This is a genomic window from Streptomyces viridiviolaceus, assembly GCF_014650995.1.
GTDB lineage: Bacteria > Actinomycetota > Actinomycetes > Streptomycetales > Streptomycetaceae > Streptomyces > Streptomyces viridiviolaceus.
The window spans coordinates 50,748-64,834 of the sequence record NZ_BMWA01000023.1 but is presented as its reverse complement, the minus strand read 5'-3'; the positions used below and the strand labels follow the sequence as shown (position 1 = coordinate 64,834).

Sequence of the window (14,087 nt, the reverse complement as noted above, 5' to 3'; positions counted from 1 at the left end):
CCCGGGGCCCTTCGCATACCCGCGTCGGGGTATCGCGTGCTAGTCGTTGCTGTTGAGGATCGAGATGAGCCGCAGGAACTCCAGGTAGATCCACACCAGCGTCAGCGTGAGGCCGAAGGCCGCGAGCCAGGCCTCCTCGCGCGGGGCGCCGTAGGCGAGGCCGTCCTCGACCTGCTTGAAGTCCAGGGCGAGGAAGCAGGCACCGAGGATGATGCCGACGATGCCGAAGACGACGCCGAGCGCGCCGCTGCGGAAGCCGAGGCCGTCACCGCCGCCGAAGACGGCGAACAGCAGGTTCACCATCATCAGGAACACGAAGCCGAGCGCCGCCGCCATCACGAAGCCGTAGAAGCGGCGGTTGACGCGGATCCAGCCCGCCTTGTACGCGATGAGCACGCCGGCGAAGACCGCCATCGTGCCGATCACTGCCTGCATGGCCGCGCCGTCGGCGATGCGGTTGTCGACGACGCTGGAGACGACGCCGAGGAAGACACCCTCGAACGCCGCGTAGAGAAGGATCAGCGCCGGCGACGCCTTGCGCTTGAAGGACTGGACGAGCGCCAGGACCATGCCGATCAGCGCGGCGCCGATGCCGATGCCGTAGGAACGGCTGATGTTGGCGTCGTCGACGGGCAGCAGGGCCCAGGCGAGCGCGGCCGCGACGACGAGCACGCCGAGCGTGCTCGCCGTCCGCATGACGACGTCGTCCATCGTCATCCGGCCGGTGGTGGCCGGCGCCTGCGGCGGCGCGCCGTACTGCAGGTCCTGCTGGGCGTACGGGTTCTGCGCGTAGGGGTTGCCGGCCGGCTGGGCGTACGGGTTGCCCTGCGCGTACGGATTGCCCTGGGTGGCGACGGCGGGACCCCCGGCCTGCGGCGCGGCGTTGAAGCCCGCGTAGCCGTTGTCGCGGCTGAACCCCCGTCGCGAGAAGACCGGGTTTCTGCTCCTCATTTCACTCCTCCATGGCCACACTGCGCAGCCTTGGCTCAAGAGTAATAGAACGGCAAAGGATTGACCCTACTGCTTGGGGAGGATCTTTCCCTGCTACTGCTGCGGAACACGCTACGCGGGCCCGTGATTCCCCTCACTGGCGGGCAGGGCCTTCACCCGACGGGGAAGCCCGTGTAGCCCTCGGCGAGGTCGGTCTCGGCGGCGCGGGAGGAGGCGAGGCGGTCCAGCCGGGCGAGCTGGATGCGGTCGTCGAACGGGGTGGCGTCGGGGGCGCGGTGCAGCATGGTCGTCATGTCGTAGGAGAACCGCTCGGCCTGCCAGACGCGGCGCAGACAGGTCGCGGAGTAGGCGTCGAGGAGTCCGTCGGAGCCGGTCTCCTCGCGGTGCGTCAGCGCCCGCGCGAAGGTGACGACGTCCCCCACGGCGAGGTTCAGGCCCTTGGCGCCGGTGGGCGGCACGATGTGCGCGGCGTCGCCGGCCAGGAAGAGGCGGCCGTGACGCATGGGCTCGTGGACGTAGGAGCGCATCGGCGTGACGGACTTCTGGGTGATCGGACCGCGCCGGAGCGTCCAGTCGTCGGCGGTCTCGAAGCGGCGCTCCAGCTCGGCCCAGATCTCCTCGTCGCTCCACGACTCGGCGTCCGTGTCCGCGGGGACCTGGAGGTAGAGGCGGGAGACGGACGGGGAGCGCATGGACAGCAGGGCAAAGCCGCGGTCGTGGCGGGCGTAGACCAGCTCGTCGTGCGAAGGGGCGACGTCGGCGAGGATGCCGAGCCAGCCGAAGGGGTACGTCCGTTCGAACGTGCGGCTCAGTCCGGCCGGGATCGCCTGCCGGGCCACGCCCCAGAAGCCGTCGCAGCCGACGACGTAGTCGCACTCCAGGACGTCCTCGGCGCCCTCGTGCCGGAAGCGGACGCGCGGGTGGTCGGTGTCGGCGCCCTCGACGGCCAGCGCCTCCGCCTCGAACAGCAGCGGGCCGCCCTCCTTGAGCTGCAGGGCGATGAGGTCCTTGCAGACCTCGGTCTGGGCGTAGACCATCACGGACTTGCCGCCGGTGAGCGCGGGGAAGTCTACGCGGTGGCGGCGCCTGTCGAACCGCAGTTCGATCCCGTCGTGCCGCAGCCCCTCGCGGTCCATCCGCTCCCCGGCCCCGGCGGCGCGCAGCACGTCCACGGTGCCCTGCTCCAGGATTCCCGCGCGCTGCCGGCGCTCGACGTAGGCGCGGTCCCGGCTCTCCAGGACGACCGAGTCGATCCCGGCGTTGTGGAGCAGCCGGGCGAGGAGGAGTCCGGCGGGGCCGGCCCCGATGATGCCGACGGTGGTGCGCATCGGTCGTTCCCTTCGATTGGCGTCGTTGCCGCTGCGGGCTGGTCGCGCGATGTGCGCTTGTTCGCATGGTGAAATTTCCTTCACCAACTGCTGACGTGAGTTTCCGACCGCGTACACGCCGCTGTCAACGGTCTGCGGCGAAGTAGTTCGAGGAGGGGTGGTGCCGGAACGACGGCGTGGGAAGTGCCCGGAGCCGGACTTGAACCGGCACGCCCGCGAAGGGGCAGCGAGGTTTAAGCTCGCCGTGTCTGCATTCCACCATCCGGGCAGGCCTTGGGCTCCGCGTCGAGTGCCCCGAGCCTATCGGGACGCGTCCTGCGAACAGCGGGAGGGCGAACCGATGTTGTCTTATTTTATTGATGTCTGAGGGTGCATCAGCCACGCGACCGCGCCGTCCGCACTTGCCAACAGCCTTGCGCGCGGCAGGGGGGCCGCGCACGCGGAATGACGGAATTTCACCGTCTCGGCAAGGACGCCCCGCCCGCTCCCGCAGCGGTCGGTGACGCCCCGGCGGCTCAGGGTCGCCCGTCCTCCCCAGGTATGACACGGACCCGTGCCGTGCGACCGAAGTCGCCCCCCGGAACCGGAGCAGCGGCTGACTACACGGCGGCCCGCGGCCGGGACGATGGATGACGTCCCCGAACACACCGCCGTCCCGACAGGAGCGCCTTTCCCGTGACCACCGCACCCATCGCCGACCGGTCCACCACCGTGGCCGCACGCGCCACGGAGCTTTCGAAGATCTACGGCCAGGGCGAGACCCAGGTGGTCGCGCTGGACCGGGTCTCCGTCGACTTCCCGAGGGCCGAGTTCACCGCGATCATGGGCCCGTCCGGCTCCGGCAAGTCCACGCTGATGCACTGCGTGGCCGGCCTGGACACCTTCTCCTCGGGTTCGGTGCGGATCGGCGACACCGAACTGGGCTCGCTGAAGGACAAGCAGCTGACCAAGCTGCGCCGGGACAAGATCGGCTTCATCTTCCAGGCGTTCAACCTGCTGCCGACCCTGACGGCCCTGGAGAACATCACCCTTCCGATGGACATCGCGGGCCGCAAGCCGGACAAGCAGTGGCTGGACTCCGTGATCCAGATGGTCGGCCTCTCCGGCCGCCTCGGCCACCGGCCCTCCCAGCTCTCCGGCGGCCAGCAGCAGCGCGTGGCCGTGGCCCGGGCGCTGGCCTCCCGGCCGGAGATCGTCTTCGGTGACGAGCCGACCGGAAACCTCGACTCGCGCTCCGGCGCCGAGGTGCTGGGCTTCCTGCGCAACTCGGTGCGGGAGCTGGGGCAGACGGTGGTGATGGTGACCCACGACCCGGTGGCCGCCGCGTACGCGGACCGGGTGGTCTTCCTGGCGGACGGGCGGATCGTCGACGAGGTGTACGGGCCGACGGCCGACTCGGTGCTGGACCGCATGAAGCGGTTCGACGCCAAGGGCCGCACCAGCTGACGCCCGCCCGCCCTTCCGCACGTACCTCCGGACAGAGAAGACCCATGTTCCGTACCGCCTTGCGCAACGTATTCGCGCACAAGGCCAGGCTGTTGATGACCGTGCTCGCCGTGATGCTCGGCGTGGCGTTCGTGTCCGGCACCCTGGTCTTCACCAACACCATCTCCGACGCGCTGCAGAAGAGCTCGGCCAAGGGCTTCGACCACGTGGACGTCGCCGTGACGGCGAAGTACCAGGACGCCGAGGGCGACAGGATCGGCAAGGTGCCCGAACTGACCGAGGCCGTGCTCGACCGGAGCGCGCAGGTCCCCGGCGCGGCCTCCGCGATCGGGGTCGTCAGCGGCTTCACCGCGATCGCCGACCAGGACGGCAAGCTGATCGGCGACGGCTTCAGCACGCGGGGCGGCAACTACTGGGGGACCGAGGACCCCCGGTACCCGCTGGTCGAGGGCCACGCCCCGAAGGGCGAGGGCGAGATCCTCATCGACTCCAGGACCGCCGAGCGGGCCGGCTACCGGGTCGGTGACACCGTGCGGATGTCGGTCGACGGGCCCGTCCTGAAGCCGACGGTCACCGGCATCTTCACCACCGACGACGGCACCGTCGCCGCCGGCGGCAGCCTCGCCCTGTTCGACACGGAGACCGCGCAGAAGCTGTTCGGCAAGCCGGGCACGTACGACGAGATCGACGTGCGGGCGAAGGCGGGCGTCACGCAGGCCGCGCTCGAGGCCGAGCTGGACGAGGCGCTGCCGAAGGGCGTCACCGAGACCACCACGGGCGAGAAGCTCGCCGACGACCAGGCGGAGACGATCGCCTCGTCGATGAGCAGCATGAAGCAGGCCCTGCTGGTCTTCGCCGGCATCGCGCTGTTCGTCGGCACGTTCATCATCGCCAACACCTTCACGATGCTGGTCGCCCAGCGCACCAGGGAACTGGCGCTGCTGCGCGCGGTCGGCGCCTCCCGCCGGCAGGTCACCCGGTCGGTGCTGATCGAGGCGTTCGTGGTCGGCGCGGTCGCCGCCGTGGTCGGTCTGGTCGCCGGCATCGGCATCGGGGCCGGGCTGCGCTCCCTGATGGGCGCCCTGGACGCGACCGTGCCCGACGGGCCGCTGGTCGTCAGCCCGGGCACCATCGTCACGGCCCTCGCGGTCGGCGTGCTGGTCACCATGCTGGCGGCGTGGCTGCCGGGCCGCCGGGCGGCGAAGATCCCGCCGGTGGCGGCGATGAGCAGCCTGCACGCCAAGGCCACGGCCAAGTCGCTGGTGCTGCGCAACACGCTCGGCGCCCTGTTCTCGGCCGCCGGCATCGCGGTGGTCCTCGCGGCGACGACGATGAGCGGCTCGGACGGGCAGGCCCCGATGGGGCTCGGCGCGGTGCTGCTGATCATCGGCGTGTTCATCCTGACGCCGCTGCTGTCCCGCCCGCTGATCGCCGCGGCGGCACCGGTGCTGCGCCTGTTCGGCGTCTCGGGGAAGCTGGCCCGGCAGAACTCCGTGCGCAACCCGCGCCGTACGGCCGCCACCGCCTCCGCGCTGATGATCGGCCTCACCCTGATCACCGGCATGACGGTGATGGCGGGCAGTCTGCAGAAGTCGATCGACAAGATGGCGTCGGCGGCGATCGAGGCCGACTACGTGGTCTCCATGGCGAACGGCAACGCGCTCTCGCCGGACGTCGGTGAGAAGCTGCGCAAGGCCGACGGCGTCACCGCCACCAGCCCCCTGCGCAACGCGGCCTCGCGCATCGACGGCGAGACGGAGTACCTCACCGGCGTCACCGGCTCCACGATCGGTGAGCTGACCGACCTGCGGGTCGAGGAGGGGTCCTTCACGGTCGGCGGCACGAAGGTCGTCGTGGACGGCGACACCGCCGAGAGCCACGGCTGGAAGGCGGGATCGGACTTCACCGTCGCCTACGAGGACGGCGAGAAGCAGCGGCTCACGGTGGCCGGGGTCTACGAGGGCAACGACATGATCCGCGGCATCATGCTCGACACGGCGAACCTCGCCCCGCACCAGTCCGACCCGGTCGACATGCAGGTGATGGTGAAGACGTCCGACGGGGCCTCCGGTGCCGTCAAGGACGGGCTGGAGAAGGCCCTCGGCTCCAACCCGGCGATCAAGGTCCAGGACAAGAAGGACATCTCCAACGAGATCGCGCAGATGTTCACGCTGATGCTGAACATGCTCTACGGCCTGCTGGCCATGGCGGTCATCGTGGCGGTCCTCGGGGTCGTCAACACCCTGGCGATGTCGGTCTTCGAACGCTCCCAGGAGATCGGCATGCTGCGGGCGATCGGCCTGGACCGCCGGGGCATCAAGCGCATGGTCCGCCTGGAGTCCCTCGTCATCTCGCTGTTCGGCGGCGTGCTGGGCATCGGACTCGGCGTGTTCTTCGGCTGGGCGGCCGGACAGCTGCTGGGCTCGACGATGCCGACGTACGAGCTGGTCCTGCCCTGGGTCCGGATGGCCGTGTTCCTGCTGCTGGCCGCGGTGGTGGGCGTCCTCGCGGCGCTGTGGCCGGCCCGGCGGGCGGGGCGGCTGAACATGCTGCAGGCGATCAAGTCGGAGTAGCGGTACGCGAGGAAGGGCCCCGTTCCCGGGAGGGAGCGGGGCCCTTTCGCGTGCGGTGCGGAGGTCAGTTCCAGGTGCGGGCGCGCAGCGGCATGCCCGACTCGCCCCGGTCGGGGGTCTTCACGGCGAGGACCTGGTTGACGCCGATGCGGTTGCGTTCGAAGGAGAGCGCGGAGGCCGCCATGTACAGGCGCCAGACGCGGGCGCGGCCCGGGCTGGTGAGCTGGACGGCGCGGGCCCAGCCGGACTCCAGGTTGGCGACCCAGCGGCGCAGGGTGAGCGCGTAGTGCTCGCGGATCGACTCCACGTCGCGCACCTCGAACCCGGCGCGCTCCAGTTGGGTGACGGTGGTGCCGATGGGGGCGAGCTCCCCGTCGGGGAAGACGTAGGAGTCGATGAACTCGTCCACGCTGTAGGCGGACTCGTCCCGCTGGGGGCGGCGGGCGATCTGGTGGTTGAGCAGCCGTCCGCCGGGCTTGAGGAGCTTGAAGAGGTCGCCGGCGTACTCCAGGTAGCGTTCGGCGCCCACGTGTTCGGCCATGCCGATGGAGGAGACGGCGTCGTACGGCCCGTCGGCGACGTCCCGGTAGTCCTGGACCCGGATCTCCACCCGGTCGGTCAGCCCCTCGTCCGCGACGCGCTTGCGGGCGTAGGCGGCCTGCTCCTGGGAGAGCGTGACGCCCACGACGCTCACGCCGTGCTCGCGGGCCGCGTGGATCGCCATGGAGCCCCAGCCGCAGCCGACGTCGAGCAGCCGCTGACCGGGCCTCAGGTCGAGCTTGCGGCTGACGAGTTCGAGCTTGTCGCGCTGGGCGGCCTCCAGGGTGCCGCCCTCGGACTCGGGGGCCGTCCAGTAGGCGCAGGAGTACACCATGGAGGGGCCGAGGACCAGTTCGTAGAAGTCGTTGCCGACGTCGTAGTGGTGGCTGATGGCCCGCCTGTCGCTGCGCTTGGTGTGCAGATGGCCGCGGGCCCGGCGGACCTCCTCGCGGGGCGGGGCGGGCGGCAGCGGCCAGCCGGCCAGCTTCACCAGACCCCGTACGGCGGCCCGGACCTCGGGGTCGCGCAGGGCCTCGGTGAGGGTGCGGGCGTCCTCGCCGCGCTCCCAGATGAGCCCGGCGAGCAGGTCGAGGGCGGTGTAGAGGTCGCCCTCGACGTCCAGGTCGCCGGCCACCCAGGCGCGGGCCAGGCCCAGTTCGCCCGGCTTGAACAGCAGGCGGCGCAGGGCCCGGCGATGGCGTACGACGAGGGTCGGCGCGCCCGGCGGCCCCGCCTGCGAACCGTCCCAGGCGCGGATGCGCACCGGCAGCGGCGCTCCCAGCAACTGTTCGAAGAGGCCCTGCAGCCGCAGCGCGGCATCAGCCATGGCGTACCTCCGTGACGAGCGATCCCGGAATGTCCATCACCACGTAAACACTCGCGGGCCCCCGGCACAGTCCCCGGCACGCGTTACGACTGAGCAAAATGCTTGTACACACCACACATTGGGTCGCCCTGTCGGCGCAACGCGGAAGGGGCCGTCCGCACCACGGATGGCGGACGGCCCCTTCTGGGGTGCTACGGACGACCGGGGGTCAGGAGGCCTTCGCCTTCTCCTCGGTCTTCGGCGCGGCGGCGACGGGCGCCGGCTTCGCGGCCTCGTAGAACTCCTCGCGCGGCGACTCGATCGCGCCGAGCGAGACGACCTCGCGCTTGAGGAACATGCCGAGCGTCCAGTCCGCGAGGACACGGATCTTCCGGTTCCAGGTCGGCATCGCCAGCCCGTGGTAGCCGCGGTGCATGTACCAGGCGAGACGTCCCTTGAGCTTGATCTTCATCTTGCCCATGACGATCATCGCGACGCCCTTGTGCAGGCCGAGGCCCGCGACCGCGCCCTTGTTGGCGTGGCTGTACTCCTTCTGCGGGAAGCCCCGCATGCCGGAGACCACGTTGTCGCCGAGGACCTTGGCCTGACGCAGCGCGTGCTGGGCGTTCGGCGGGCACCAGGCGTTCTCGTTGCCCGCCTTGCGGCTGACGAGGTCCGGCACCTGGGCGTTGTCGCCCGCGGCCCAGATGTAGTCCGTGCCCTGGACCTGGAGGGTGGCGGCGCAGTCGACGTGACCGCGCGGACCGAGCGGCAGACCGAAGCGGGACAGCGCCGGGTTGGGCTTGACGCCCGCCGTCCACACGATGGTGTTGGAGTCGACCTCGAGGCCGTTCTTCAGCACCACGTGGCCGTCGACGCAGGAGTCCATGGAGGTCGACAGGTATACCTCGACACCGCGGCCCTCGAGGTGCTCCTTGCCGTACTTGCCGAGCTTGGGGCCGACCTCGGGGAGGATCTTGTCGGCGGCGTCGACGAGGATGAAGCGCATGTCCTCGCGGGACACGTTGTTGTAGTACTTGGCCGCGTCCCGGGCCATGTCCTCGACCTCACCGATGGTCTCCGCGCCGGCGAAGCCGCCGCCGACGAAGACGAAGGTGAGCGCCTTGCGGCGGATCTCCTCGTCGGTGGTGGAGTCGGCCTTGTCGAGCTGCTCGAGGACGTGGTTGCGCAGGCCGATGGCCTCCTCGATGCCCTTCATGCCGATGCCCTGCTCGGCGAGACCGGGGATCGGGAAGGTGCGGGAGACCGCGCCCATCGCGATGACCAGGTAGTCGAAGGGCAGCTCGTACGCCTCGCCCGTCAGCGGGGCGATCGTGGCGACCTTGCGGTCCTGGTCGATGGTGGTGACCCGGCCGGTGAGGACCTCCGCCTTGGGAAGCACGCGTCGCAGGGGTACGACGACGTGCCGCGGGGAGATGTTGCCGGCGGCGGTTTCGGGGAGGAAGGGCTGGTAGGTCATGTACGACCGGGGGTCGACGACGGTGACGGTCGCCTCTCCGTAACGCATCTTCTTGAGAATGCGTCGAGCTGCGTACAGGCCTACGTACCCACCGCCTACTACGAGGATCCTGGGACGCTCCGTGGTGCTCATGCCATCGAGTATCCACCCGTCGCAGGGGGGTCGTTCGTGCGCCCCTTCACAAGCTCGGGCAGGGGCTGTGCTACTATCCGCGGCCCACGTGACGGAGATCATGGCGCCGACCGGGAACCAGCGTGTAGTGCACCCCGTTGTCAATGCCGCGTGAGCTGCTCCTCCGGGCCGCCGCCGGTGCCCGGCCCGCTTTTCGGAGACGCCCCTCAGGGGCCCCGCAGGGCAGCGTCCTGAACACGTTCAAAGGGCAGTTGAACCCCCAAAAGGGTCAACGGGACCCGGTTCGTCGCCCGTCCGGACCCAATTCCTTGTGAAGAACTTCACGAACTTTCCCGACGGAATGTCGCCGAGGGGCCCCGCAGGGCCCCCTGAAGGCGCTCATTCGTCGTCCGACCTGCTCAGACCGAGAGGACAGCGGGTGCCTACGCCACCGACCACGCGATGCCGTCGAGGATGTCGTGCTCGCTCACGACGACCTCCTCCGCACCGGTCCGCTCCATGATCGCCAGCAGCACGAGGGCCCCGGCCGCGATCACGTCGACGCGACCCGGATGCATGGACGGGACGGCCGCCCGCTCGGCGTGGGTGGAGTGCAGCAGCCAGTCGGCGATCTCGCGGACCCGGTCGTGGGAGACCCGGGAGTGGTGGATGGCCGCCGAGTCGTACTCCGGCAGCTCCTGGGCGATCGCGGACACCGTCGTGACCGAGCCGGCGAGCCCCACCAGCGTGCGCGCCTCGCGCAGCGGCACGGTCTCCTCGGCCAGGTCGAGGGCCGCCTCGATGTCGGCCCGCATCGCCGCGATCTGCTCCTCGGTGGGCGGATCGGTCACCGCACCGTCCCGCACCAGGTGCCGCTCGGTCATCCGGACGCAGCCGACGTCGACGGAGCGGGCGGCGCGCACGTGGTCGTCACCGACGACGAACTCGGTCGAGCCGCCGCCGATGTCCACGACCAGGTAGGGCCTGTCCAGGTGGTCACTGCCCGTGAACTCCTTGGTGGCACCGGTGAAGGAGAACTCGGCCTCCTGGTCGCCGGAGATCACCTCGGGCTCCACGCCCAGGATGTCGAGCACCCCGCGCACGAACTCGTCCCGGTTCTCGGCGTCCCGGGACGCGGAGGTCGCCACGAAGCGCAGCCGCTCGGCGCCGTGCTCCTTGATGATCTCGGCGTACTCCCGGCAGGCGGCGAAGGTCCGCTCCAGCGCCTCGGGCGCCAGCCGCCCGGTGCGGTCGACGCCCTGTCCGAGCCGCACGATGGTCATGCGCCGGTCCAGTTCGACCAGCTCGCTGGAGTCCGGGTCCGCGTCCGCGACCAGGAGCCGGATGGAGTTCGTACCGCAGTCGACGGCGGCGACACGGGTCACTTGGCGTCCTCCTCGTCCGTGACGGTCACGCACGGCCCCTTGCGCCACCACTCGGGCAGCATCGCGAGGGCCTCGTCGCCCAGCGGGTTGACGCCCGGCCCGGCCGCCAGCGAGTGGGCGACCAGCACGTGCAGGCACTTGACCCGGTCCGGCATGCCGCCCGCGCTCGGGAAGCCGGTCAGCTCCTCGATCTCGTCGCGCCGCCGGATGTAGTCCTCGTGCGCGGCGCGGTAGGCGGCGGCCAGCTCGGGGTCGGCGGCCAGCCGCTCGGTCATCTCCTTCATCACGCCGTTCGCCTCCAGCGTGCCGATGGCCGAGGCGGCCTTCGGACACGTCAGGTAGTACAGCGTGGGGAACGGCGTGCCGTCGGGCAGCCGCGGTGCCGTCTCCACGACGTCCGGCTGCCCGCACGGACAGCGGTGCGCGATGGCGCGCAGTCCGCGCGGAGGACGCCCGAGCTGCTGCTTGAAGGCCTCGACGTCCGCGTCGGTGGGCTCGGTGCGCGGGGTGGGCGGCAGATCGAACAGCGACAGCGCGGAGCGCTGTCCTTGAGGGGTGGTGGTCGGGCGACGGGCGGGCGTTTCCATGACTGTCTTCAGTGTGTCTCTCTGTTGGTTCACTGGTCGCGGGCGGCGTCGGCCTTGTCGACCCCGTCCCAGACGTTGCGGTACCAGGGGCGGTCGGCGGAGCCGAGGTCGGTGCGCGACTGCTCGGCCGCGTCCCGGTCGACGACGATGTACCCCGTCTCCCCCGGCATCACATAGTGCAGCCGCAGCCGGATCTGCTGCTCGGCGTAGGCGTCGTCCTGCCAGCGTGCCTTGAGGTCGCGCAGTTGCTCGACCCGCTCCCGGGTCTCCTGCCGCTGCCGCTGCAGGTCGGCGATCTCGGCGCGCTGGGCGACGTACTGCCGTATCGGGTAGGCGAGGGCCACGACGAGCGAGCAGATCACCATCGCCAGCAGCGCCGCCCGGCCGGTCAGCCGGGAGCGGCGGGCCTGGCGTTTGGTCTGCGAGCGGTAGACCCGGGCCGCGGTCTGTTCGCCGATCAGCCGGATCCTGGTCGCGGTGGAGAAACGGTCCCGGTCCTTCACCGCCATGTCCCCGCCTCCCGTTCGCCTTCGTCCGTCGGTACGCCGCCACACGTGCGTACGTCCCCGCACACGGTACGGGACCGAGTACGGGGACGTACGTACGACGCTGCCTCTGAGGGCCGGGTCAGCCCTTGAAGCGCGGGAAGGCGCTACGGCCGGCGTACACCGCGGCGTCGTCGAGGATCTCCTCGATGCGCAGCAGCTGGTTGTACTTGGCGACGCGCTCGGAGCGGGCCGGGGCGCCGGTCTTGATCTGGCCGCAGTTGGTGGCGACGGCCAGGTCGGCGATGGTGACGTCCTCGGTCTCGCCGGAGCGGTGGGACATCATGCACTTGAAGCCGTTGCGCTGGGCCAGCTCGACGGCGTCCAGGGTCTCGGTCAGCGACCCGATCTGGTTGACCTTGACCAGCAGGGCGTTGGCGGCGCCCTCCTCGATGCCGCGGGCGAGGCGCTCGGGGTTGGTGACGAACAGGTCGTCGCCGACGAGCTGGACCTTGTCGCCGAGCTTGGCGGTGATGGTCTTCCAGCCCTCCCAGTCGTCCTCGAACAGCGGGTCCTCGATGGAGACCAGCGGGTAGGCGTCGACCAGCTCGGCGTAGTACTCGGTCATCTCGGCGGCCGAGCGGGTCTTGCCCTCGAAGAGGTAGGAGCCGTCCTTGTAGAACTCGGACGCGGCCACGTCGAGGGCCAGGGCGATCTGCTCGCCGGGGGTGTAGCCGGCCTCCTTGATGGCCTCGAGGATGAGGTCGAGGGCCTCGCGGTTGGAGCCGAGGTTCGGGGCGAAGCCGCCCTCGTCGCCGAGGCCGGTGGCCAGGCCCTTGCTCTTCAGGACCTTCTTCAGCGTGTGGTAGACCTCGGCACCCCAGCGCAGCGCCTCGGAGAAGGACTCCGCGCCGATCGGGGCGATCATGAACTCCTGGATGTCCACGTTGGAGTCGGCGTGCGAGCCGCCGTTCAGGATGTTCATCATCGGCACCGGCAGCAGGTGCGCGTTCGGGCCGCCCAGGTAGCGGAAGAGCGGCAGGTCGCTCGCCTCGGAGGCGGCGTGGGCGACGGCGAGGGAGACGCCGAGGATGGCGTTGGCGCCGAGCGAGCCCTTGTTGTCGGTGGCGTCCAGGTCGAACATGGCCTGGTCGATCAGACGCTGCTCGGTGGCGTCGTAGCCGACCAGCTCGGGGCCGATCTGCTCGATGACGGCCAGGACGGCCTTCTCGACGCCCTTGCCCTGGTAGCGGTTCTGGTCGCCGTCGCGGAGCTCGATGGCCTCGAAGGCGCCGGTGGAGGCGCCGGACGGGACGGCGGCACGACCCGTGCTGCCGTCGTCGAGGCCGACCTCGACCTCGACCGTGGGGTTGCCTCGGGAGTCCAGGATTTCCCGGGCTACGACGACGTCGATGGACGGCACGAGCATCTCCTTCTTGGGATGTGACGCGGTTCGGCAGGGCCGCGGCGGCTCTACGTGACGAACCGCGTGGCTCTGCGGGATGAGCCTAACCGGCTCCGGCCGATCGGCCAGCCGGTCACCCACCCGATGGACAGAACCGAGAGTAAATTGTTTCCGAACGGAACAAAGACGGTTCGGGAAACCCGACGTGAAAAGCCCGCCCCGGTGCGTACGGGGGAACACGCACCGGGGCGGGCCGACCGGGGGGCCGCTGCTTACTTCAGGTGCAGCTGCTGGCCCGGGTAGATCAGGTCGGCGTCGTCGACGATGTCCTTGTTGAGCTCGAACAGCTTCGCCCAGCCGCCCTTGACGGCGTGCTCCTCGGCGATCGAGCTGAGGGTGTCGCCCTTGACGACCTTGTACTCGCCGTCGCCCTTCTCGACCTTCTCGCCGGTCGGGGTGGTGACGGTCTTCTCGGCCGCCGGACGCTCGGCGGAGCGGGAGGCCTTCTGCTCGGTGGAACGCTCGGCGGCGGAGCCGGCGCTCTGGCTCTGGGAGTTCTGCGTGGTCTGCGAGGAGCCGCTGTCCTGGCTCCCGGTGGACCCGCCGCCGTTGTACGCGGCGTTCGACAGGCCGGTGCCGCAGACCGGCCAGGCGCCCTTGCCCTGACCCGCGAGCACCTTCTCGGCGATCTCGATCTGCTGCGCCTTGGTGGCCTGGTCGGCGGTGGCGGCGTACTGCGTACCGCCGTAGGCGGCCCAGGTGGAGGCGGAGAACTGCAGACCGCCGTAGTAGCCGTTGCCGGTGTTGATGGACCAGTTGCCGCCGGACTCGCACTGGGCGACGGCGTCCCACTCGGACGCGGTGGCGGCGGAGGCGTTGCCGGCCGCCATCAGCGGGGCGGCGACGGCGACACCGGTGGCACCGGCGACGGCGATGGCGCGGGTGGCCTTGGACGGACGACGGTGCTTGCCCTTGCCGGAAAACAGCATGG

The 14,087-nt window shown here is 70.4% G+C and carries 11 protein-coding genes and 1 tRNA gene; 2 read left to right on the top strand and 10 right to left on the bottom strand.

Annotation, left to right across the window (positions count from 1 at the left end; genetic code table 11):
- Positions 1–39: 39 nt before the first annotated feature.
- From IE260_RS29470 to IE260_RS29460, 3 genes are all read right to left on the bottom strand, one after another.
- Positions 40–951, bottom strand: a complete 912-nt coding sequence (locus IE260_RS29470) for a Bax inhibitor-1/YccA family protein (RefSeq protein ID WP_189877327.1) — start codon at positions 949–951, stop codon at positions 40–42.
- A 152-nt stretch (positions 952–1,103) separates the two neighbouring features.
- Positions 1,104–2,279: a 4-hydroxybenzoate 3-monooxygenase gene (locus tag IE260_RS29465; protein WP_189877325.1), complete on the bottom strand. Its 1,176-nt coding sequence runs from the start codon at positions 2,277–2,279 to the stop codon at positions 1,104–1,106.
- A 184-nt stretch (positions 2,280–2,463) separates the two neighbouring features.
- A tRNA-Leu gene (locus IE260_RS29460) sits at positions 2,464–2,547 on the bottom strand.
- Between the two features lie 407 nt (positions 2,548–2,954).
- Between IE260_RS29460 and IE260_RS29455 the strand changes: the two genes are divergently transcribed.
- Positions 2,955–3,725 carry an ABC transporter ATP-binding protein gene (locus IE260_RS29455; RefSeq protein WP_189877323.1) on the top strand — a complete coding sequence of 257 codons (771 nt, stop codon included), beginning with the start codon at positions 2,955–2,957 and terminating at the stop codon, positions 3,723–3,725.
- A 44-nt stretch (positions 3,726–3,769) separates the two neighbouring features.
- Positions 3,770–6,298 carry an ABC transporter permease gene (locus IE260_RS29450; RefSeq protein ID WP_189877321.1) on the top strand — a complete coding sequence of 843 codons (2,529 nt, stop codon included), beginning with the start codon at positions 3,770–3,772 and terminating at the stop codon, positions 6,296–6,298.
- A gap of 64 nt (positions 6,299–6,362) precedes the next feature.
- Here IE260_RS29450 and IE260_RS29445 read toward each other — a convergent pair whose 3' ends face one another.
- The 7 genes from IE260_RS29445 to IE260_RS29415 form a co-directional block, all read right to left on the bottom strand.
- The gene (locus tag IE260_RS29445; RefSeq protein ID WP_189877319.1) at positions 6,363–7,664 is read right to left on the bottom strand and encodes a class I SAM-dependent methyltransferase; all 1,302 of its coding nucleotides are present in this window, start codon (positions 7,662–7,664) and stop codon (positions 6,363–6,365) included.
- A 208-nt stretch (positions 7,665–7,872) separates the two neighbouring features.
- Complete coding sequence (locus IE260_RS29440) at positions 7,873–9,255, bottom strand: NAD(P)/FAD-dependent oxidoreductase (protein ID WP_189877317.1); 1,383 nt, start codon at positions 9,253–9,255, stop codon at positions 7,873–7,875.
- 422 nt (positions 9,256–9,677) lie between these two features.
- Entirely contained in the window at positions 9,678–10,619 is a 942-nt protein-coding gene (locus IE260_RS29435; RefSeq protein WP_189877315.1) for a Ppx/GppA phosphatase family protein, read from the bottom strand.
- Positions 10,616–11,206 (bottom strand): DUF501 domain-containing protein, encoded by a 591-nt coding sequence (locus IE260_RS29430; protein ID WP_229881407.1) that lies wholly within the window; start codon positions 11,204–11,206, stop codon positions 10,616–10,618. Before IE260_RS29430 ends, IE260_RS29435 begins: the two co-directional genes overlap by 4 nt.
- Positions 11,207–11,235: 29 nt before the next feature.
- Positions 11,236–11,715 (bottom strand): FtsB family cell division protein, encoded by a 480-nt coding sequence (locus IE260_RS29425; RefSeq protein WP_189877313.1) that lies wholly within the window; start codon positions 11,713–11,715, stop codon positions 11,236–11,238.
- Between the two features lie 118 nt (positions 11,716–11,833).
- Complete coding sequence (gene eno, locus IE260_RS29420) at positions 11,834–13,114, bottom strand: phosphopyruvate hydratase (protein WP_188181619.1); 1,281 nt, start codon at positions 13,112–13,114, stop codon at positions 11,834–11,836.
- 254 nt (positions 13,115–13,368) lie between these two features.
- Complete coding sequence (locus IE260_RS29415) at positions 13,369–14,085, bottom strand: transglycosylase family protein (protein WP_189877311.1); 717 nt, start codon at positions 14,083–14,085, stop codon at positions 13,369–13,371.
- Positions 14,086–14,087: the final 2 nt, after the last annotated feature.